Origin of the sequence: Streptomyces sp. 71268, assembly GCF_029392895.1 — a bacterium.
Taxonomy (GTDB): domain Bacteria; phylum Actinomycetota; class Actinomycetes; order Streptomycetales; family Streptomycetaceae; genus Streptomyces.
Window position 1 is genome coordinate 2,095,582 of record NZ_CP114200.1, and the last position, 20,166, is coordinate 2,115,747.

The following is a 20,166-nucleotide window of genomic DNA, read 5'->3' on the forward strand; positions in this document are numbered from 1 at the left end:
CTGCGCACGCCTCGTATGACAGACGCGCGCCGCGCGTGGGCGCCCCGGAGCGCACGGCCAGCGCTCACCTCGCAGCCGGCCGCCGCCGCGCTCGTCACGCGTGAAACGTCACACACATCTCCCACCGCGACATCGCCGTTCGCCTCGACGGCCGCGTCTGCCGGCCAGTCCGACCGAGTCGCCGCCGCGCATCACGGAGCCGACACCGGCGCCCCGTCGGCCAGCTCGTTGCCCTCTCCTGGACTGGTGAAGGCAACCAACCAGCGTGCCCCTCACGTGATGCACATCGCGCCGCCCCCCAGCTTCACCGAGGCATCGGGCCTTCCCTGGGGGATCGCACTGATCTCCGTGGGACTGGCACTTGAGGCTTACGTCAGCCGCGACGCGACCGACACGCGTGACCTGCTGCCCACGCCTGGCCATCTCAGCGGCGGCGCCATCGCGGTGCTCGCGACGTGGGTACTGGCCACCGCGGGACTCGTGCTGGTGGGACCTGGGCTCGTCCGTCTCTGCGGCAAGCTGCTCGCCCTGGGGCGGCCAGGCGCCATGCGACTGCTGGCCGGGCGCAGGTTGCAGGAGGAGTCGCATCGGCTCGGTCGTCCGTTGGGCGCATTGTGCGCGGTCGTCAGCAGCACGTACGTCGCTGTACGTCTCTACGACGCGGTACCTGACCTGACCCACGACCGCCCGTTCGGCCCGCTCACTGGGCTCGGCGCTGCCTTGGTGATGGGATGCGCAACCGCCACGGCGCTGATGGCCGTACTGGAGAGCAGAAACGCACGCACCGCCTCAACCGATGCCCTGATCCGCATCGGCGCCCCCCGCTCCGTGCTCCGCAACGCCGCGACGCTTCGCACCGTGGCAGTCGTCACAGTCCTTGGCGCCCTCAGTTGGCTGGTCGCCGAGCTTGCGGCAATGCCGCTCGCCACGTGAGACCCGACACCAACACCCATCGAAGCGACATCACGCCTCGCGCGCACCGCCCGGCGCCCCTGCCTGCCCCGTGCCCCCGAGCAGGATCACCGCTCCGTCCCGGTCACTCGGCAAGCGGACCGCCGCGTGTGCCCCGTAAACGCACCACTCAGCGCTCCGTGCTCCGTGCTCCGTGCTCCGTGCTCCGTGCCAGAGCATGGCGCCACCTCGATGACGGAAACCAGCCCGGTATCGCCCCGCGCTCTACTCCGTACCGCCGAGAACCATCACGTCCTCGGCCGAGAACGCGACGCGCACCTGGTCCCCTTCCGCTGGAGCCTCCCGCAGCGAACACGCTGCCTCCAGCGTCGGCCCCTGCTCGGGCTGTAGGAGCAGGGAGACGCCCAGGCCGCCTCGGAACGTGCGCGCACGCACCACGCACGGGAGGCCGTCGTCCGCGCTTGTCAGTCGCACGCCCGTGGGGCGAACCAACAGTTGGCACGGGCCAGTCGAGGTGCCCACGGGTACGGGTAGCTCGCCCCAGGGCGTGGCGGCGGACGCGCCCTGCACGGTGGCGGCAACCACGTTGTCGAAGCCGAGGAAGCGCGCCACGAACTCAGAAGCGGGGCGCTGCCAGACCTCTAGCGGCGTGCCTACCTGAGCAATCCGCCCGTCTCGCATGACCACCACCCGGTCGGCGAGGGCGAACGCCTCGCCCTGGTCGTGGGTGACCGCCAGCACCGTCATGCCCAGTTGGAGGAACATCTGACGCAGCTCGACCACGAGCCGTTCACGCAGGCTGCGGTCGAGCTGGCCCAGCGGCTCGTCCAGCATCAGCAGCTTCGGCCGGGGGGCGAGCGCTCGCGCCAGCGCCACGCGCTGCTGTTCCCCTCCGGACAGTGCGGCGATCGCCCGTCGCTGCGCGCCCGGAAGGCCCACCAGGTCGAGGAGTTCGGCCACGGCGCGGTCAGCCTCTCCGCGCCCGGCCCTCCTCATCCGCAGGCCGAAAGCCACGTTGCCCGCCACGTCACGCTGAGGGAACAACTGGTGGTCCTGGAACATGAGGCCGACGCCCCTACGGTGCGCAGGCACCCCGGCCTGGTCGCGGCCGGCCAACCAGACCTGCCCGGCATCCGTGGCCTGTAGGCCGGCTACCACCCGCAACAGGGTCGACTTGCCGCTACCGCTGGGCCCCAGCACACAGACGGTCTGCCGCTCGGCGACGTCGAGGCTCACCGCGTCCAGCGCGACGCGGTCGCGGAAGCGCACCGTGACGCCATCCAGCCGCAGCAAGCTCTCACCGGGCTCGCCCTGGTCCCCCCGCGCATGCCACGTACCGCGCGCACCACCATCGACGCCCCGTGCTCCGTGCCCCGTGCTCCGTGCCCCGTGGCTAGACGCTCCGGCGCCCCGTGCCCCGCCGCTCCGCACCCCGTCCCTGCGCCACAGCCCCGTACGGGAAGGCCGCTGCGCCGCGCCGGGCCGCTGCGTGCCGTCGGGCGCAGCATCGCCCGGTGCCGGCCTGTCGGGCCGCCCTCCCTCGCGGTTCTCGGCCTGTCCCTTGCTCGGCAACGTCATCTAGAACTCTCCCGAACGGTTGGTACGGAGCCGCTCAAGCGCCAACAGCGCAGCCGCGCAGACCACCATCAAGATGGTGCTCAGGGCCATGGCTTGCCCGTAGTTGAGCTCCCCGGCGCGGCCCAGGAAGCGGGCGACGGCCACCGGCAGGGTGGGGTTGTCGGGTCGGGCGATGAAGACGGTCGCCCCGAACTCGCCGAGCGACACGGCGAACGCGAAACCCGCTGCGATCAACAGGGCCCGCCGGACCAGGGGGAAGTCGACCTCTCGCCAGGCACGGAGCGGCGACGCCCCCAACACGGTCGCCGCTTCGCGCAGCCGGTCGTCCACCGCACGGAGCACCGGCAGCATCGTGCGGACGACGAACGGTACCCCGACCAGGGCCTGTGCCAGGGGCACCAGGAACCACGAGGCCCGCAAGTCCAGCGGCGGCTCATCCAAGGTGATCAGAAACCCGAACCCCACCGTGACGGCCGAGGTGCCCAGAGGCAGCATCAGCAGCGCGTCGAAGCCCCGTACCAGCCGCCCCGTACGTGTGGGCCCCTCACCGCGCGGCCCCCGGACGGTCAGCGCGGCGGCGGCCAGCCCGCCGACAACGAGGGCGATGACGGTCGCGACCGCCGCGTACTGGAGCGAGTTCCACAAGGCGTCCAACGGGGCCACGATGAAGGTACCGCCGCTCTCCTCCGCCGAGGCCAGAACCTCGTAGAAGGCGAATCCGTAGCCGTCGGGACCGGAGAACGACCGCTCCACTAGCACCGCCAGCGGCAGCAGGATCAATAGCGCGATCACGGTGAGCACGCCCACCAGGAGTGCCCATTGCCCGACTCCTCGTGGCCGGTGTGCCGTGTGCGAGGCGTCCACCAGCCTCAGCGCGCTCTCCCGTCGCCGCACCGTCCACGCGTGTACGGCCAGCAACGAGGCGACCGCGGCGAACTGGGTAAGCGTGAGTACGGCGGCGGTCGGCAGGTCCAGAAGCTGTGCCGTTTGTCGATAGATCTCCACTTCCAACGTCGCGTAACGCGGCCCACCGACGATCTGGACTGCGCCGAAGGACGTGAAGGTGAAGAGGAAGACCATCAGCGCCGCGCCGGCCACCGCAGGCCCGAGAGCGGGCAACGTCACCCGGCGCCAGGCGGCGAACCGACCGGCTCCCAGGACACGTGCCGCCTCCTCCTGTCGCGGATCGAGCTGCGCCCACAGCCCGCCGACGGTGCGGACCACCACGGCGTAGTTGAAGAAGACATGGGCCAGCAGGATGGCCCAGACCGTAGTGTCCAGCCGAACGCCCCACAGTTCGTCGAGGAGGCCGCCCCGTCCCAACAGGGCGAGGAACGCCGATCCCGCCACCACGGTGGGCAGCACGAAGGGCACCGTCACGACGGCCCGCAGCACCTGCTTGCCCGGAAAGTCGAGGCGCGCGAACACGTAGGCACCTGGCAACGCGAGGGCCAGGGTCAGCCCCGTTGAGGCGGCTGCCTGCCACACGGTGAACCACAGCACGTTCAGTACGTCGGGGTCACCGAGCACGTCGCCGATGCGAGCGAACTGCCAGGCACCGTCGGGGTGGAGCCCGCGGGCGGTGATCGCGGCGACCGGGTAGCCGAAGAAGAGCCCGAAGAACCCGAGCGGCACGGCCATCAAGCCCAAGCGCAGTCCCGCGACACGCCAGGCCCTCGGCGTCCGTCGCCCGTGCTCCGTGCCCCGTGCTCCGTCTCCCCCCGCCCCGTGCCGCACAAGACGTTTCGCACCCTGGCCCGCCGGGGCGCTGGCTCCGTGCCCCGTGCCCCGTGCCTCCGCACCGTCGCGTCCGGTACTCAGCGATTCCGCCCCGTTCGCCGTACCGGGGCGCGAATGGTCGCTCACTTCACGACGAGCGAAGTCCACGACTTGATCCACTGCTCGCGGTTCTCAGTGATCTTTTCCGGAGCGACGGTGGCCGGCTTGGTGATCCGCTCGCCGTACTTGGTGAAGACCTCCGGCAGCTTCGCGTCCCGCCGCACCGGGTTGACGTACATCTTGACCGGTACGTCCTCCTGGAACTTCTTGCTCAACATGAAGTCCAGCAGGGCCTTGCCGCCCTTGCTGTTCTTCGCACCGTCGAGCAACCCGGCGAACTCGATCTGCCGGAAGCAGGTGCCGGTGGCCACCCCCGTCGGGCCCTCCTTGGGCTGCGGCTTGACGCCGACCACCTCGGCGGGCGGGCTGGAGGCGTACGAGACGACGAGGGGCTTGTCGCCCTTGCCCGAACCGCCGCCGGAGCCCGAGAACCGGTCGTTGTACGCCTGCTCCCAGCCGTCCACGACCTCGACCCCGTTGTCCTTCAGCTTCTTCCAGTAGTCCTGCCAGCCGTCGTCCCCGTACGCGCCGACCGTTCCGAGCAGGAAGCCCAATCCGGGCGACGAGGTGGCGGCGTTCTCGGTGACCAGGAGGTTCTTGTACTGCGGCTTGATGAGGTCGTCGAAGGTCTGCGGCGGCGCGAGCTCCTTGTCGGCGAAGTACTTCCGGTCGTAGTTGACGCAGATGTCGCCGGTGTCCACGGGGGTCACGCGGTGCTTCGCGGCATCCAGTTGCAGCTCCGTCGGCACCTGGTCCAGGTCCTTGGCGCGGTACGGGGCGAAGACGCCCTCGTCGAGCGCGCGGGAGAGCAACGTGTTGTCGATGCCGAAGAAGACGTCGCCCTGCGGGTTCCCCTTCGACAGGATGGCCTGGTTCACCGCCGCTCCGGCGTCGGCACCGCGCGCGACCTTGACCTTGTAGCCGGTCTGCTTGGTGAACTCGTCAAGCACCGACTTCGAGACCACGAAGGAGTCGTGCGAGACGACGGTGACCGTCTTGGAGTCCGCTCCGTTGTCGGACTCGCCGCACGCCGCGAGCGTCGTGGCACCCAGTGCGCCGAGCAGTGCCGTGCCCACGGCACGCCGAAGGTAGCTGTTCATCAGTGCGTATGACTCCCTACGCCGGTATGACCCGGATCAGGTTTGAGGGTCTGCGGCCCTTGCGGTGCCGCACTCTCAGCGCGTAGCGCTCCCCTGTCGGAAATGTGCGTTTGTTCGACTCAACGGTATCGCGGCACAGTATCAGCGCATCGCCCACCCAAGATCGCGCCGGCCCGCGCCACGCACACCGTCCCACCCCACGGTCCACGGCCAGGGACCGTGCCCGTCAGCCTGACGGCCCAACGGGCATGGGGCACGGGGCACGGGGCACGGGGCACGGGGCACGGGGCACGGGGCACGGGGCACGGGGCACGGGGCACGGGGCACGCCAAGCATCGTGCACCGCGGAATGCTGGTGCGTACGGAAGTGGGGCCGCCGTGGCGCGCTCCTCACGCCCCGTCAGCGCTCGGAGGCCGCCAGCTGCCCGCACGCACCGTCGATCTCTTGACCCCGAGTATCCCGAACGGTCACGGGCACTCCATGCGCCTCAAGCCCCGCGACGAACGCGCGCTCGTCCTCGGGGCGCGAAGCGGTCCACTTCGATCCGGGCGTGGGGTTGAGCGGAATGAGGTTGACGTGCACCCGACGTCCGCTCAGCAGCTTGCCCAGCAGGTCGGCCCGCCACGCCTGATCGTTGATGTCCTTGATGAGGGCGTACTCGATGGATACCCGGCGGCCGGACTTCTCCGCGTACTCCCACGCGGCGTCCAGGACCTCGCGGACCTTCCAGCGGGTGTTGACCGGCACCAGGGTGTCGCGCAGCTCGTCGTCCGGCGCGTGCAACGACACAGCCAGGCGGCACTTCAAGCCCTCGTCGGCGAACCGCAGCATCGCCGGCACCAGGCCCACCGTGGAGACGGTGATACCGCGCTGGGAGATGCCCAGCCCGTCCGGCTCCGGGTCGGTCAGCCGTCGGATGGCGCCGACAACCCGCTTGTAGTTGGCGAGCGGCTCGCCCATACCCATGAAAACGATGTTCGACAACCGCGCGGGCCCACCCGGCACCTCACCGTCACGCAGAGCACGCATGCCGTCGACGATCTGGTGCACGATCTCCGCGGTGGAGAGGTTACGGTCCAGCCCGGCCTGGCCCGTGGCGCAGAAGGGGCAGTTCATGCCGCAGCCGGCCTGCGACGAGATGCACATCGTGACCCGGTCCGGGTAGCGCATCAGCACCGACTCGACCAAGGTCCCGTCGTGCAGTCGCCACAGCGTCTTACGGGTGGTGTCGCCGTCACAACTGATGTGCCTGACGACGTTCATCAGGTCGGGCAGTAGCTCCGCGGCCAGCTTCTCGCGTGCGGCCGCGGGGATGTCGGTCCAGTTCGCCGGGTCGTGCGTGTACCGAGCGAAGTAGTGCCGGGAGATCTGTCCAGCACGGAAGGGCTTCTCACCGATCGCGGCCACGGCCTCACGGCGCTCGGCGGGGGTGAGGTCGGCAAGGTGCCGCGGCGGCTTCTTGGCTCCGCGCGGCGCGACGAAAGTGAGTTCTCCGGGTGCAGGCATGGTGCATCTAGTGTCGCAGACATACGGGCAAGACCTCGCCGTCCGCGTACGGCACCCTCGAAGTACGCGAAACCGCAGCTCACGGCAGCTATCCGCGACATTCAGACCGAAACCCGCGACCTCCGGCGGCGCCTCGCTCACCGCCCCTTCAGCTCATCCCGACAGGCCACCGCACAAGCGATCTCGCTCCGCTGGCAACCTCGCCCACACGGCAAAACACCTCGACGATCCGGCCCGCCGCACGCTCCGTACGCCGTGTCATTCCGCCGCCCCGCCCTTACGCCTCGCCTCCACCCGGCGACCTCGCGCCAGATGACGCCCCGTGCTCCGCGCCCCGTACCCCCACTCACACCGCTCCGCCCCAGCGCCCTGCCCACGCCGCCGCTCCGCGCCCCGTGCTCCATGCCCCGTGCCCCGTGCCAGCCGACGTGCCCCTCCCCCCATCAGGCGGCCCCACGCACACTCCGGCAGCGCGCCACGCCACGCCCGCGCGCCACACAGCCACTCCCCCGCACCGCCAGGGGAGCCGCATCTCCACACTCCGCGCCCCTCCTCCGTCCCCCGTCCCTGAAGAAGAGGACACCGGGCGCCGCCTGCGCGTCCCCTCACACACCACGAGCCGCCGCGCCCACAGTGCTCGTGGGCGGGCGGCTCGTCGTCGGCCGTGGGCCTTTCAGCCCGCGCCGACGAACATCACCAGCAGCAGCCAGGCCACCGGCGCCGTCGGAAGCAGCGAGTCGAGGCGGTCCATGATTCCGCCGTGCCCCGGCAGCAGCGTTCCCATGTCCTTGATCCCGAGGTCCCGCTTGATCATGGACTCGCCCAGGTCGCCCAGGGTGGCGCTGACGGCAACGGCGAGGCCGAGGATGAGCCCCTGCCACCAGGCACCGTCCTCGATCAGGAAGCGCATGCACAGCGCGCCCGCCACCATGGCGAAGGCCACGGCGCCCAACAGGCCCTCACGCGTCTTGCCGGGGCTGATGCGCGGGGCGAGCTTGTTCCTGCCGAACTTCCAGCCCACGGCGTACGCCCCGGTGTCGCTGACCACGGTCAGGATCAGGAACGTGAGAACCCGCTGCGGACCGTCGTCGTCCGCGGCGAGCATGAGCGCGACGAACGTCGCGAGGAACGGCACGTAGAACGCCGCGAAGACGCCCGCCGTGACGTCCCGGAGGTAGTTGTCCGGCGGCTCCGTCATCCGCCACAGGAGCACCGCGAGCGCCGTGAGCGCCATGGCGATCCAGGCGCCCTGCGCGCCACGCAGGTATCCGGCCACGACCATGGCCGCGCCACCCACCGCCAGCGGCACGAGCGGTGCGCGGATCTCCTTGCGCTCGGCGAGCCGCGAGGTCAGCTCCCACAGGCCGACGACGACGGCGACCGTTATGACGCCGACGAAGAGGACCTTCTGCACGAAGAGCGAGACGACGATGACGGCGCCGAGCCCGAGGCCGACCCCTATCGCGGCGCGCAGGTCACGCCCTGCCCGCTTCTTCTGCGGCGCGGATGGCACGGCCGGGCGCTCCCTGGGCGTCGTGCCCGCGTCGCCCCGTGCGGGCTCGTGAGCGGGCTCCGAGCCGGGCTGGGGCGACGGGGCTGGCGGTTCCTGCTCGTCGCGGAACAGGGGGCCACTCAACCGAGCGGCCCCCTGGTCGTCCTGGTCTCCGCCTCTGTCGGGCACGATGGGCATGGGCCGAGTCTGCGCCGCATGCTCCGCCGCGCGCAGGGGACCCGCCGATGTCGAAGGCATTGCCCCACGAAGCGAGGGAGCAGATCCCTGGTCGGTCGAGCCCCGGTAGCCGGTACGGGGCGGAGCCCCCCAGGATGAGTCGTTCATCAGACCTCGAGCAGCTCGGCTTCCTTGTGCTTGAGCAGCTCGTCCACCTGCGCGACGTACTTCGCGGTGGTGTCGTCGAGCTCCTTCTCCGCGCGGCGGCCCTCGTCCTCGCCCGTCTCGCCGTCCTTGACGAGCTTGTCGATGGTCTCCTTGGCCTTGCGGCGAACGCTGCGGATGGAGATCTTGGCGTCCTCGGCCTTGGTCTTGGCGACCTTGATGTACTCCTTGCGGCGGTCCTCCGTGAGCTGGGGGAACACCACCCGGATGATGCTTCCGTCGTTGCTCGGGTTGACGCCCAGGTCCGAGTCACGGATGGCCTGCTCGATGTTGCGGAGCGCGCTCTTGTCGAACGGCGTGACAACCGCCATCCGCGGCTCCGGTACCGAGAACGACGCCAACTGGTTGATCGGCGTCAGCGCCCCGTAGTAGTCCGCCACGATCTTGTTGAACATCGCCGGGTGCGCACGCCCGGTGCGGATCGCGGCGAAGTCCTCCTTGGCGACCACGACGGCCTTCTCCATCTTCTCCTCGGCCTCGAGGAGGATCTCTTCGATCACCACTTGCTCCTGGTGTTATCAGTAAGCAGAGCCTCGCCCCTGCGTGCGTCTTCTCCTGCACGGTGTCCGACCGGCAGGCCGTTGTCCATCCCCGCGCCGAGCACTTCCGGCGACCGGGAGTTGTCGCCCGTATGGCATCACGGGCGACCCTGCGAAGGCGGTACGGACCGTCAGTTCCGGTCACCCTGGCCGCTGACGAGCGTGCCGATCTTCTCACCCTTCACCGCGCGCGCGATGTTGCCCTCGGCGAGCAGCTCGAAGACGAGGATCGGCAGGCTGTTGTCGCGGCACAGCGTGATCGCCGTGGCGTCGGCGACCTTGAGGTCCTGGGTGATGACCTCGGCGTAGCCCAGCGCGTCGAACTTGACCGCGTCCGGGTTGCGCTTGGGGTCCGAGTCGTAGACTCCGTCCACGCCGTTCTTGCCCATCAACAGCGCCTCGGCGTCGATCTCCAGGGCGCGCTGGGCCGCGGTGGTGTCGGTGGAGAAGTACGGCATGCCCATGCCGGCGCCGAAGATCACGACGCGCCCCTTCTCCAGGTGTCGCACCGCACGGAGCGGGATGTACGGCTCCGCCACCTGCCCCATGGTGATGGCGGTCTGGACTCGGGAGTCGATGCCCTCCTTCTCCAGGAAGTCCTGGAGAGCGAGGCAGTTCATGACGGTTCCGAGCATGCCCATGTAGTCCGAGCGGGCGCGGTCCATGCCGCGCTGCTGCAGTTCGGCTCCGCGGAAGAAGTTGCCGCCGCCGATGACGATGGCGATCTCGGCCCCGTCGCGGACGACGGCGGCCACCTCGCGGGCGATCTTGTGCACGACGTCTGGATCGACGCCGAGTCCGCCGCCACCGGCGAATGCTTCGCCGGACAGCTTCAGCAGGAACCGGCGGCGCTTGGCGCCGTCAGCTTTCGGGTCGGCGTGGTCGGCGTCCAGATTCATGGGAGATCTCCTCGTGCACATACGAAGGAGGCCACTGCCGGGATGGTCCTTGATCGACCTCTACGGCAATGGCCTCCTCGTCACATCTGCGGCCAACCGGTGGACGACTGGCTGCGTACGACCCTATCGGGGTCGCTGGTCATTCGCTGCCCTGCTTCAGCCCTGAGCCGGGCCGAGTTCCGGGAACGACTCAGACGCCGACGCGGAAGCGGGCGAAGCGCTTGAGCGAGACGCCGGCCTCGTCCAGGACCTTCTTGACGGACTTCTTGTTGTCCTTGGCGAACGGCTGGTCGAGCAGCACGTTCTCCTTGAAGAAGCCGGTGACGCGGCCCTCGACGATCTTCGGCAGGGCGGCCTCGGGCTTGCCCTCCTCGCGCGCGGTGGCCTCGGCGACGCGACGCTCGTTCTCGACGGTCTCGGCCGAGATCTCCTCGCGGGTGAGGAACTTCGGCGAGAACGCGGCGATGTGCTGCGCGACGTCCTTGGCGACCTCGGCGTTCTCCTGGTCCAGCTCGACGAGCACGCCCACCTGGGGCGGCAGGTCCGGGCTGGTGCGGTGCATGTACGCCGCGACGTAGCCCCCGGAGAACTGGGCGAACCGGTCGAGGACGATCTTCTCGCCGAGCGTGGCGTTGGCCTCGTCCACGTACGCCTGCACGGTCTTGCCGGCCTCGATCTCGGAGGCGAGCAGTGCGGCGATGTCGGCCGGGGCGGTCTTGGCGACGTGCGCGGCGATCGTGTCGGCCACGGCGACGAACTTGTCACCCTTGGCGACGAAGTCCGTCTCGCACTTGAGCTCGACCAGGACGCCGGAGCTCTTGTCGTCGGCGATCAGCGAGACGACGGCGCCGTTGGTGGCGCTGCGGCTCTCGCGCTTGGCCACGCCCTTCTGGCCCTTGACGCGCAGGATCTCGACGGCCTTGTCGACGCTGCCCTCGGCCTCGTCCAGCGCCTTCTTGCAGTCCATCATGCCGGCGCCGGTGAGCTCACGGAGCTTCTTGACGTCAGCGGCGGTGAAGTTCGCCATGGTCTGTGAATCTCTTCTCGAAAGGTCTCGAAAGGTCTCGAAAGATCTGTGATCTTACGGGTGGACGGCGGGGCGTCGCGTCGCGCAACGCCCCGCCGTCACCAACCGTGACGCTGCGACGGAGCGGAGTGGCACCGATCCGTCACGGCGTTCGTCAGGCCTGCTCGGCGTCCGCGGCCGGAGCCTCGGGGGCGGCAACCTCGGCGGCAGCGGCCTCGGCGGGCTTCTCGGCCTCTTCGGCCTTCTTGGCCGTGTCGCCCTCAAGCAGGTCGCGCTCCCACTCGGCGAGCGGCTCGCCGGCCGCCTTGTCGGCCTTCACGTCACCGGTGGCCGCACCGGAGCGGGCGATGAGGCCCTCGGCGACGGCGTCGGCGATGACGCGGGTGAGCAGCGTGACGGAGCGGATCGCATCGTCGTTGCCGGGGATCTTGTAGTCGACCTCGTCGGGGTCGCAGTTGGTGTCGAGGATCGCGACGACCGGGATGCGGAGCTTGCGCGCCTCGCCAACGGCGATGTGCTCCTTCTTGGTGTCCACGATCCAGACGGCGCTCGGCACCTTCTGCATCTCGCGGATACCGCCGAGGGTCTTCTCCAGCTTGGCCTTCTCGCGCGAGAGGACCAGGAGCTCCTTCTTGGTGAGGCCGGAGGCGGCCACATCCTCGAAGTCGATGAGCTCAAGCTCCTTGAGGCGCTGGAGGCGCTTGTAGACGGTCGAGAAGTTGGTGAGCATGCCGCCCAGCCAGCGCTGGTTGACGTAGGGCATGCCGACGCGGGTCGCCTGCTCGGCGATGGCCTCCTGCGCCTGCTTCTTCGTGCCGACGAACATGATGGAGCCGCCGTGCGCGACGGTCTCCTTGACGAACTCGTAGGCGCGGTCGATGTACGACAGCGACTGGAGCAGGTCGATGATGTAGATGCCGTTGCGCTCGGTGAAGATGAAGCGCTTCATCTTCGGGTTCCAACGGCGGGTCTGGTGACCGAAGTGGACGCCGCTCTCCAGCAGCTCCCGCATCGTGACGACGGCCATGGCCGTACTCCTTGGATACTCGGTTACCGCGGCGGCCGGTCGGCCGTCGCGCCTGACACCCCGAACGCGCCTGCCACGGAAGGAGACCTTCCGAAGACCGAGGGACGCGGCCACCGGGCTGCCCGAGAGGGACTGATGCGCCGATGGCGGGGCGTGCGAAGTCGACCCGGTCGCCCGGATCGCCATGTGAAGTGTACGGGACCGGTGCGCCGGCGGGTGACGGCGTTATCCACAACCCGTGAGTAATCCACCGAAGGTCGCCATGATCCCCGCAGACCGGTGATTTACGGCACGGTCGTCGCATGTCTTACACACCCAAACCCCGCCAAGCCCTGAGCACGGTCCGGCGCGCATGGCGCCGGTTGCGTCCCGGCCGCGTGACCGCCAGCCTGCGGCGCACGTCGCCGCCGCCACGTACAAGCGGAGTCCGCGTGCGGGGCGCTCCCTTTGTCCGCTGGCTCGCGGCGGGTGCGACCGCTATCGGCCTGGCCCTCGCGGCCTGTGCCGTGACGCTGTACGCGGACGCCCGCGCGAGCGAGCGAGGCGACTGGCCCGCCTCCGAGAACACCACTCGGACCGCGGACCCCGCGCGAGTACGCGCCGCCGCCGCGAAGGCCCGCCCCGACAGGCGTGCGCCTGCGCTGGGCGACCCGGTTTCGCCCGCCACCCGCCCGCTGCCGGCCGCCCCGGGTCACGTGCTCCCCGCCCCGCCGTCCGTCCCGCGCCAAGCCACGTCGCCGGTCAGCACTCAAGAGGCAGACACCCAGCACCTCGGCTCTGCGGCCGGCGCCCTCCCCCTACCGACCCCGCTGCTGGGTACGCCGCCGGCCCCGTCCGCTCCACTACAGCCCCCGCCGGCCCGGCAGCCCGGCCCCGTGGCCGACCGCGCCTGGCCGGTGGACGGAGCGATGGGGGCGCTGCGGCCCACCGTGCTACGCGGTTGGGAGCCGCCGCCCGAGCCGTGGGCCGCCGGGCACCGCGGGGTGGACCTCGCCGCGCGCGCCGGACAGCCGGTGCGGGCCGCCGCACCGGGCCGGGTGACGTTCGCGGGTCGGGTCGCGGGGCGGGGAGTGCTCGCCATCGCGGTGTCTGACAGCGGCGGACCGCCGCTGCGTACGACGTACGAGCCGGTGCGGGCTCTGGTGTCCAAGGGCGACACGGTGGCGGCGGGGCAGGTGGTGGGCGTCATGGAGGACGGGCCGTTCCACTGCCAGCCCGGGTGTTTGCACTGGGGGCTGCGCCGCGGGGATCGCTATCTGGACCCGTTGTCGCTGATGCCACCCGCCATGCTGCGCGGCGGCCCCTCTCGGCTGCTGCCCACCATCGGCGTCCCGACAGCCCCGGCCACCCCGAGGGCCCGGACCACCTCGGGCCATGGCCGGGCGTTCCAGCCACCGGAGCAGGTCGGCCCACACCGGCACCGTCCGATCCGATACGGCTCCACGCGGCACGTGCCCCGTTGTGCTTGCCCTCGTTCCCAGCGCGCGGAGAACGGCGGGACCTGCCCCCACCGGCTCACCCGGAACTTCCGTCCCGTCGCCCCACCGAAGCCACGGCGCGGCCGTCCTCGCGCCGCGGCCATGGCGCCCGCCGAGTGGGCCCATGTTCTGACCGTGACCGTCGTGGCGGCCTGGGCGCGGCTGCGACTCGGGCGTCGAGAGGCGGCTCAGCCGCACACTCCGCGCAGGGCCGTGGCGACGGCGGCGTCCGTGATACGCCCAGGGTCCTCCGCGGCGCCCAGTTCGATGCGCCGGACGGCCGCGTCGACCACGCCCTGCAACAGCATCGCGGTCAACCTGGGCTCCTCGTGACCGAGCGCGCCCAGCGCCTCGACCACCATGGCGATCAGCCCACCGTGTGCGGCCCGGATCTTCTCCCGCGCTCCCGCGTCCAGCTCTCCCGCGGAGATCGCCACCACGGCCCGGTGGCGTCGGTCACCGACCAGCGCCAACTGCTGTCGGACGTACGCCTCGATCTTGGCCTCGGCGGTGTCGGCTCGCTCCATCGCGGCCTCGACCTCGGCCGCCCACACGGGGAAGTCCACGGCGCACAGTTCTTCGACCACGGCGGCCCGCGACCGGAAATACTCATAGACGGACGACCTGGCGAGCCCCGTCCGCTCCGCGAGCGCGGGGAACGTCAGCGCGTCGGTACCGCCTTCAGACAGCAAGGTACGGGCGGCGTCCAGCAGGGCGCCGCGCTGCATCGTCCGGTGCTCGGCCACCGAGGCCGCTCGAATCCTGGGCACTCCTCCACTTTACGTACGCGCGCCGCGCACGACGACGGAGGAGGGACGATTCAGCGCCCGACGTCGGCCAGTTTCGCACGCAACTGGAGCACGGACTTCGTGTGGATCTGACTGACACGGCCCTCCGTGACGCCCAGCACCTGCCCGATTTCAGCCAGCGTGAGGCCCTCGTAGTAGTAGAGCGTCACCACGGTCTTCTCCCGCTCCGGCAGGGTGTTGATGGCGCGCGCGAGCAGTCGGCGTAGCTCTCGGTCCTCAGCGACCTCTACGGGGTCGTCAGCAGCCTGGTCCTCCAGCGTGTCGCCGAGGGTGAGCCGATCGCTGCCCTCTCCCCCGACGTGCAGCAGCTCCTCCAGAGCCACCACGTTGGCCAGCGACAACTGGCTGAAAACACCATGCAGTTCTTCGAGGCCGATCCCCATCTCGGCGGCGACCTCCACTTCCGAGGGCGTGCGGCGCAGGGCGGCCTCCAGCGTGGCGTACGCACGCTCGACCGCCCGGGCCTTCTGCCGAACCGAGCGGGGAATCCAGTCCAGGGCCCGCAATTCGTCGATCATGGCACCCCGGATGCGGGTGATCGCGTAGGTCTCGAACTTGATGGCCCGCTCGGGGTCGAACTTCTCGATGGCATCGATGAGGCCGAAGACTCCGGACGACACGAAGTCCGCCTGCTCGACGTTGGCCGGCAGCCCCACGCTGACGCGCCCCGCCACGTACTTCACCAGCGGGGAGTAGTGCAGGATCAACTGTTCCCGCAGCCTCTCGTCCCCGGTGGCCTTGTAGGAACGCCACAGTTCTTCGAGGGACGAGGGCGCGGGTGGCCGGACGGCGCCGCGGGCAGCGGGCGGCACCGTCGCGCGTTCAGACCCGGAGGTGTGCTGGGGCATGCGTCGCCTTGAGCCGTTCTGCCGTGACGTGGGTCAGGACGTGTGCCCGCGTCGGAATCCTTGTGAGCGTAGCGTGACTGATACGTCGCAGTGTGCGAGCGACAGGGGCTATGCGATGCGCAGATTCGTTCCGTTCTCCGCACCCCGGAGTTACGGTCGCCAGCGCGGACGGCGACCGCAATGCCGGCTCTACAACGGCGTATACGGTCATCTCCCACACCCTTTCACCCAATTGCCGCAAATCAAGAACCGCCTCGCCGCGAGCTTTTCCCGTGATGTGCCGGGTGGGCCAACTCCCAACGCTCACCGGCTCGTTCGACGAACCCGAGGGAGAGCAATTCGTAGAGCCTGGTCAACGTTTCGTCGTGGCTCATCCCCGCGTCCCGGGCCACCGCCCGGGTGTCGCTCGTGCCCCGAGCGGGCAGCGCTTCCAGCACCTGGGCGGCTGCGGCCTCCAGCAGGTCCCGCCCCACGACGGGACCCTGTCGGCTGGGCGCGAGGTCCCCGATGCTGCCGACCAGCTCGACCACTTCGTCGGCGTCGCTCACCAGCAGGGCCTCCCCGCGTAGCAGCTCGTGCACGCCGGCCGAGAGTGCGCTGGTCACGGGGCCGGGCACGCCCATCGCGCAGCGTCCCAGCCGCTGCGCCCACCGGGCGGTGACCAGGGACCCGCTGCGGTACTGGGCCTCGACGACGACCGTCCCGCGTGTGAGGGCCGCGATGACCCGGTTGCGTAACACGAACCGGCTTCGCGTGGGGTGGCTGCCCGGGGGTAGTTCCGCCAACACGAGCCCCTGCTCCGCCACCCTGTCGATCAGCTCGGTATGGCCACGGGGGTAGGGCACGTTCGTCCCAGAGGCGAGCACGGCGATAGTCGCCCCGTCGGCGCTGAGGGCGCCCCGGTGGACCGCTCCGTCCACCCCGTAGGCCGCCCCGGAGGTCACCACCCAGCCGCGTTCGGCGAGCCCGGCGCCCAGCGTGGTCGCCACGTGCGCCCCGTAGTCCGTGCAGGCCCGCGCGCCGACCACGGCCACCGACCGCAGCGCCCACATCCGCAGCGACGCCGCCCCGCGCACCCACAGCCCCACGGGTCGGGCGTCCTTGAGGTCGTCGAGCTGGCTCGGCCACTCCGCGTCCCCCGGACAGACGAAGCGTCCGCCGAGCACCTCCATGGCGGCCAGGTCGCCGGCCGGGTCAAGGCGAGCGGCGCGGAGCGCGCAGCCGGCAAGGCGTCGGTCACTCGCCCCCGGCGGCGGCTCGTCGGCACCGGTCAGCGCGCGGTACAGGGCCACGGGGCCCAGTTCGCGCAGCCAACGGCCGACGACCTCGTCCCCCGGCTCCGTCAGCCGGGTCAGCGCGGCTCGGGCCAGCCGTTCGTCATCGTCGACCCGCTGCCTGGCGATGCCCTCCGTGGCGGGCTCGGGGCCCCGGCTCAGGGCGCCGCCGTCCGTGGCGGCCGGGCCCGGGGCCATCACGCGCGTCCCATCGGCTGTGGCACGCCGCGGTTGACGCCGGTGCGCAGTTGGAGCGCCTGTGCGACGTCATCCCCCGTCGGTCGGTCGTGGCCGGCCAGGTCTGCCACGGTCCAGGCGACGCGCAGCACTCGGTCGAGGCCTCGCGCCGTGAGCACGCCCCGCTCCATGTCGCGCTCCGCCTCGCGCAGCGCTCCTGGAGCCAGTGGCCAGCGTGTGCGCAGCTCGTACCCGGGGACCGCGCCGTTCACCGTCCAGGGCGTCCCGGCGTAGCGCGCGCCGGCCCGCTCCCTGGCCTCACACACGCGGGCCGCCACCGCCGCGGTGCTCTCCGCCCGCCCCAGCTCGCCAGCCAGCTCCGCCCGGCTCACCGGTCCCACTCGTACACGCAGGTCCACCCGGTCGAGGAGTGGGCCCGACAGCCTGGCCTGGTAGCGGCGGATGACGGTGGGCGAACACGCGCACCCGTCACCAGGTTGACCGTGCCGCCCGCAGGGGCACGGGTTGGCGGCCAACAGCAGCAGGAATCGCGCCGGCATCCGCATCACCCCGGCCGACCTGGCCACCACCACGTGTCCCGACTCCAGGGGCTGCCGCAGCGCCTCCAACGCGCGCCCGCTGAACTCTGCGGCTTCGTCTAAAAACAGGACTCCGTTGTGAGCCAGCGAGACGGCTCCCGGCCGAGGGATTCCGGTTCCTCCGCCCACCAGTGAGGCCATCGTCGCGGAGTGGTGCGGAGCGCAGTACGGCGGTACGTCCAGGAGCGGCTTGCCCGGCGGGAGGACGCCTGCCACGGAGTGCACCGCGGTCACCTCCAGCGCCTCGTCCCGCGTGAGCGGCGGCAACAACCCCGGCAGCCGCTCCGCCAGCATGGTCTTGCCCGCGCCGGGTGGGCCCTTCAGGTAGAGGTGGTGCCCACCGGCCGCTGCCACCTCCAACGCCTTGCGGGCACCCTGCTGACCCGCGACGTCGGCCATGTCGAGTCGTCGGGCGGGCCCGGCGCGGCCGACCGTACCCGTACCCGCGCCGGCACCCGGCAGCACCAGGCCCGCCAGCATGGGATCGGGCCGCCCCTGGTCGGGTTCCTCCGCCTCCTCTGGCACCGGCGCGTCGGTCAGGACGGCCACCAACTGACGCAGGCTTCGCACGCCCAGCACGGAGACGCCCGGCACCAGCATCGCCTCGGCCGCGGTCTGCTCCGGGACGACGACCTGTCGGTACCCCGCGTCAGCGGCGGCGAGCACGGCCGGCAGCACGCCGCGCACCGGTCGCACCCGTCCGTCCAGCCCCAGTTCGCCGATCATCATCAGGTCGGCGATCTCCCGCGGATCGATGAACTCCGCCGCGGCGAGGACGGCGCAGGCCACCGCGAGATCGAAGCCGCTGCCGGCCTTGGGAACGGACGCGGGGCTCAGCCCCACTGTGAGCTTCTTCTGCGGCCACTCGGCACCCGAGTTCACGACGGCCGCCCGAACCCGGTCCCGGCTCTCGGACAGGCTCTTGTCCGGCAGCCCCACCAGCGTGAACGCCGCCACGCCCGGCTCCAGATCCGCCTGCACCTCGACCACGACCCCCTCGACGCCGACGAGCGCCACCGAGCACGTGCGAGCGAAGCCCATCAGGACACCCCCCGCACGTGCTCGACGGCCGGCGCGCCACGGTCCGGCAGCCGCACGCCCACCACGTCGATGCGGACGCCGCCGGCCGGCGGCCCGCCGTACCGCTCCAGCCAACGGGCGGCGAGCCGGCGCAGGCGCTCGGCCTTGACGTGACCGATGGCGGCCATCGGGTCCTCGTACGCGCTGGCCCTGCGGGTCTTCACCTCGCAGATGACCAGCGCGTCGCCGTCCAGGGCCACGATGTCGATCTCGCCCTCGCGGCAGCGCCAGTTGCGCGCCAGGACGAGCATCCCGGCTGCCACGAGTCGCCTGACCGCCAGGTTCTCGCCGTAGGCGCCAAGGGCTCGGCGGGCCGACGAGGGGCGCGGTCGATCAGCGGTGGGGGGAAGGACTCCGGGCGCCAGGGGTGGCGGCGCGGGCTGGGCGGGACTGGGGCGTGACGCGTCGGACTCGCTCGGTGGGTGGGCGGGAGATCGCTTCCGGGATGTTCGCGGCATGAGTAGTACCTCCGGCACTGACGGTGCCGGAGGTGGCGCGAACTTTTGGATCTTGGTGGATGGCCGGCGAGCTGGGGAAAACTGGCTCACCCATGCGAGTGAAGAAACCTTCGCTCACTGGGGCAGCGGGGCAGCGGTCAGTTATTGAAACCGGATTCGCCCGAGGTGAGATCCAGGTCGCTCTTGTTGAGCTCCTCGATGTTCACGTCCTTGAACGTCAGCACGCGGACCTGCTTGACGAAGCGCGCCGGCCGGTACATGTCCCAGACCCAGGCGTCCGCCATGGAGACCTCGAAGAAGACCTCACCCTGGACCGAGTGCACCTGCATCTCGTAGTCGTTGGTGAGGTAGAAGCGCCGCTCGGTCTCGATCACGTATTTGAACAGACCGACGACGTCGCGGTACTCCCGGTAGAGCTTCAGCTCCATCTCGGTCTCGTACTTTTCGAGGTCCTCGGCGCTCATGGCATGTTCCCCTTCAGCCGTGCGTCCCCCCATTGTGCGTCAGACACGCTCCGTCTCCAGGACCACCGGCGCGGTAGGGGGGCCCTCGTCGAGCAACGTACGCAGCAGTTCGGCGAGCCTGGTCGGGTACACCGTCTCACGAGTGGCGAACAGTTCTTCGACAGTCCACCATCGAAGCCCCGCGACGCTGCGCCGCTCCAGGTCGGTCTGACCCGCGGTGCGGGTGCGCATCTGCTCCGTCCTGGCCAGGTAGTACCACTCGTCCTGGTCCCACCGGCGCCCGTCGAACGGGAAGGAGCACACCCGCTGCCAGATCACCGGGCCCAGTCGTACGTCGGTGATCCCCGTCTCCTCGGCCAGCTCCCGCAGGGCGGCCTGCTCGCGGGTCTCCCCCGCCTCGACGCCGCCACCGGGGGTGAACCACCAGGTGGACGACGGATCGTGCGGCTCGTAGCCGTGCATCAGCAGGACGCGGTCGTCGGGGCCCAGCAGGATCACCCGCGCGACCTTGCGCAGCTCGGGCTCCGCCGGGTCCTCCCGTATGTCGTCAGCCACCGTTCTTCGCCGTTCCCTTCCCGCCCCGTGCGGACCGGCCCGCACCGTCGGCCCGTGCGGGCCCGCTTCCCGGAGCCCGCGCGCCCGGCGCCGCCGCTCCGT

General features: G+C 70.7%; 17 protein-coding genes, 1 pseudogene and 1 riboswitch. Of the genes and pseudogenes, 2 read left to right on the plus strand and 16 right to left on the minus strand.

Annotation, left to right across the window (positions count from 1 at the left end; genetic code table 11):
* Positions 1–246 precede the first annotated feature (246 nt).
* Positions 247–933 carry a hypothetical protein gene (locus OYE22_RS07595; protein WP_277319699.1) on the plus strand — a complete coding sequence of 229 codons (687 nt, stop codon included), beginning with the start codon at positions 247–249 and terminating at the stop codon, positions 931–933.
* A gap of 243 nt (positions 934–1,176) precedes the next feature.
* Here OYE22_RS07595 and OYE22_RS07600 read toward each other — a convergent pair whose 3' ends face one another.
* From OYE22_RS07600 to rpsB, 9 genes are all read right to left on the minus strand, one after another.
* The gene (locus tag OYE22_RS07600; protein WP_277319700.1) at positions 1,177–2,205 is read right to left on the minus strand and encodes an ABC transporter ATP-binding protein; all 1,029 of its coding nucleotides are present in this window, start codon (positions 2,203–2,205) and stop codon (positions 1,177–1,179) included.
* Positions 2,206–2,490: 285 nt separating this feature from the next.
* On the minus strand, positions 2,491–4,131 hold the full coding sequence (locus tag OYE22_RS07605; RefSeq protein ID WP_348652190.1) for an iron ABC transporter permease: 1,641 nt from the start codon (positions 4,129–4,131) through the stop codon (positions 2,491–2,493).
* Between the two features lie 221 nt (positions 4,132–4,352).
* Positions 4,353–5,429: a thiamine ABC transporter substrate-binding protein gene (locus OYE22_RS07610; RefSeq protein ID WP_277319701.1), complete on the minus strand. Its 1,077-nt coding sequence runs from the start codon at positions 5,427–5,429 to the stop codon at positions 4,353–4,355.
* Positions 5,426–5,534, minus strand: a riboswitch (TPP riboswitch). Its footprint overlaps the gene before it by 4 nt.
* Before the next feature lie 295 nt (positions 5,535–5,829).
* Positions 5,830–6,936 (minus strand): 23S rRNA (adenine(2503)-C(2))-methyltransferase RlmN, encoded by a 1,107-nt coding sequence (gene rlmN / locus OYE22_RS07615; protein WP_277319702.1) that lies wholly within the window; start codon positions 6,934–6,936, stop codon positions 5,830–5,832.
* Between the two features lie 673 nt (positions 6,937–7,609).
* Positions 7,610–8,773, minus strand: a complete 1,164-nt coding sequence (locus OYE22_RS07620) for a phosphatidate cytidylyltransferase (protein WP_277319703.1) — start codon at positions 8,771–8,773, stop codon at positions 7,610–7,612.
* Complete coding sequence (gene frr / locus OYE22_RS07625; RefSeq protein ID WP_176164388.1) at positions 8,773–9,330, minus strand: ribosome recycling factor; 558 nt, start codon at positions 9,328–9,330, stop codon at positions 8,773–8,775. The genes OYE22_RS07620 and frr overlap by 1 nt, the downstream gene beginning before the upstream one ends.
* Positions 9,331–9,500: 170 nt before the next feature.
* Positions 9,501–10,268: a UMP kinase gene (gene pyrH / locus OYE22_RS07630; protein WP_277319704.1), complete on the minus strand. Its 768-nt coding sequence runs from the start codon at positions 10,266–10,268 to the stop codon at positions 9,501–9,503.
* Between the two features lie 190 nt (positions 10,269–10,458).
* On the minus strand, positions 10,459–11,295 hold the full coding sequence (gene tsf, locus OYE22_RS07635) for a translation elongation factor Ts (protein ID WP_277319705.1): 837 nt from the start codon (positions 11,293–11,295) through the stop codon (positions 10,459–10,461).
* A gap of 154 nt (positions 11,296–11,449) precedes the next feature.
* Entirely contained in the window at positions 11,450–12,322 is an 873-nt protein-coding gene (gene rpsB, locus OYE22_RS07640) for a 30S ribosomal protein S2 (RefSeq protein WP_277319706.1), read from the minus strand.
* 884 nt (positions 12,323–13,206) lie between these two features.
* Between rpsB and OYE22_RS07645 the strand changes: the two are divergent.
* Positions 13,207–13,656 (plus strand): annotated as a pseudogene (locus tag OYE22_RS07645) (M23 family metallopeptidase); the annotation flags it as partial.
* A 332-nt stretch (positions 13,657–13,988) separates the two neighbouring features.
* Here the strand turns inward: OYE22_RS07645 and OYE22_RS07650 are convergent.
* The 7 genes from OYE22_RS07650 to OYE22_RS07680 all read right to left on the minus strand — a co-directional run bounded on the left by OYE22_RS07650 (position 13,989) and on the right by OYE22_RS07680 (position 20,064).
* Positions 13,989–14,546, minus strand: coding sequence for a TetR/AcrR family transcriptional regulator (locus tag OYE22_RS07650; RefSeq protein ID WP_176166462.1), 558 nt, complete (start codon positions 14,544–14,546; stop codon positions 13,989–13,991).
* 74 nt (positions 14,547–14,620) lie between these two features.
* Positions 14,621–15,457, minus strand: coding sequence for an RNA polymerase sigma factor WhiG (gene whiG / locus OYE22_RS07655; RefSeq protein ID WP_187062482.1), 837 nt, complete (start codon positions 15,455–15,457; stop codon positions 14,621–14,623).
* Between the two features lie 242 nt (positions 15,458–15,699).
* Positions 15,700–16,929 (minus strand): DNA-processing protein DprA, encoded by a 1,230-nt coding sequence (dprA, locus tag OYE22_RS07660; RefSeq protein ID WP_277319707.1) that lies wholly within the window; start codon positions 16,927–16,929, stop codon positions 15,700–15,702.
* Positions 16,929–18,548, minus strand: coding sequence for a YifB family Mg chelatase-like AAA ATPase (locus OYE22_RS07665; protein ID WP_277319708.1), 1,620 nt, complete (start codon positions 18,546–18,548; stop codon positions 16,929–16,931). Before OYE22_RS07665 ends, dprA begins: the two co-directional genes overlap by 1 nt.
* Complete coding sequence (locus tag OYE22_RS07670) at positions 18,548–18,952, minus strand: YraN family protein (RefSeq protein ID WP_277324035.1); 405 nt, start codon at positions 18,950–18,952, stop codon at positions 18,548–18,550. The genes OYE22_RS07665 and OYE22_RS07670 overlap by 1 nt, the downstream gene beginning before the upstream one ends.
* A gap of 230 nt (positions 18,953–19,182) precedes the next feature.
* Positions 19,183–19,509, minus strand: coding sequence for a DUF2469 domain-containing protein (locus OYE22_RS07675; protein WP_176164363.1), 327 nt, complete (start codon positions 19,507–19,509; stop codon positions 19,183–19,185).
* 39 nt (positions 19,510–19,548) lie between these two features.
* Positions 19,549–20,064 (minus strand): NUDIX hydrolase, encoded by a 516-nt coding sequence (locus OYE22_RS07680; protein ID WP_277319709.1) that lies wholly within the window; start codon positions 20,062–20,064, stop codon positions 19,549–19,551.
* Between the last annotated feature and the right edge of the window lie 102 nt (positions 20,065–20,166).

Excerpts from the sequence above, each read along its gene's own strand:
- whiG (WP_187062482.1), bottom strand. The coding sequence starts at position 15,457 with ATGCCCCAGCACACCTCCGGGTCTGAACGCGCGACGGTGCCGCCCGCT.
- OYE22_RS07675 (WP_176164363.1), bottom strand. The coding sequence starts at position 19,509 with ATGAGCGCCGAGGACCTCGAAAAGTACGAGACCGAGATGGAGCTGAAG.
- rpsB (WP_277319706.1), bottom strand. The coding sequence starts at position 12,322 with ATGGCCGTCGTCACGATGCGGGAGCTGCTGGAGAGCGGCGTCCACTTC.
- rlmN (WP_277319702.1), bottom strand. The coding sequence starts at position 6,936 with ATGCCTGCACCCGGAGAACTCACTTTCGTCGCGCCGCGCGGAGCCAAG.
- OYE22_RS07665 (WP_277319708.1), bottom strand. The coding sequence starts at position 18,548 with ATGGGCTTCGCTCGCACGTGCTCGGTGGCGCTCGTCGGCGTCGAGGGG.
- pyrH (WP_277319704.1), bottom strand. The coding sequence starts at position 10,268 with ATGAATCTGGACGCCGACCACGCCGACCCGAAAGCTGACGGCGCCAAG.
- OYE22_RS07610 (WP_277319701.1), bottom strand. The coding sequence starts at position 5,429 with ATGAACAGCTACCTTCGGCGTGCCGTGGGCACGGCACTGCTCGGCGCA.
- tsf (WP_277319705.1), bottom strand. The coding sequence starts at position 11,295 with ATGGCGAACTTCACCGCCGCTGACGTCAAGAAGCTCCGTGAGCTCACC.
- OYE22_RS07620 (WP_277319703.1), bottom strand. The coding sequence starts at position 8,773 with ATGAACGACTCATCCTGGGGGGCTCCGCCCCGTACCGGCTACCGGGGC.
- OYE22_RS07605 (WP_348652190.1), bottom strand. The coding sequence starts at position 4,131 with ATGGCCGTGCCGCTCGGGTTCTTCGGGCTCTTCTTCGGCTACCCGGTC.
- dprA (WP_277319707.1), bottom strand. The coding sequence starts at position 16,929 with ATGGCCCCGGGCCCGGCCGCCACGGACGGCGGCGCCCTGAGCCGGGGC.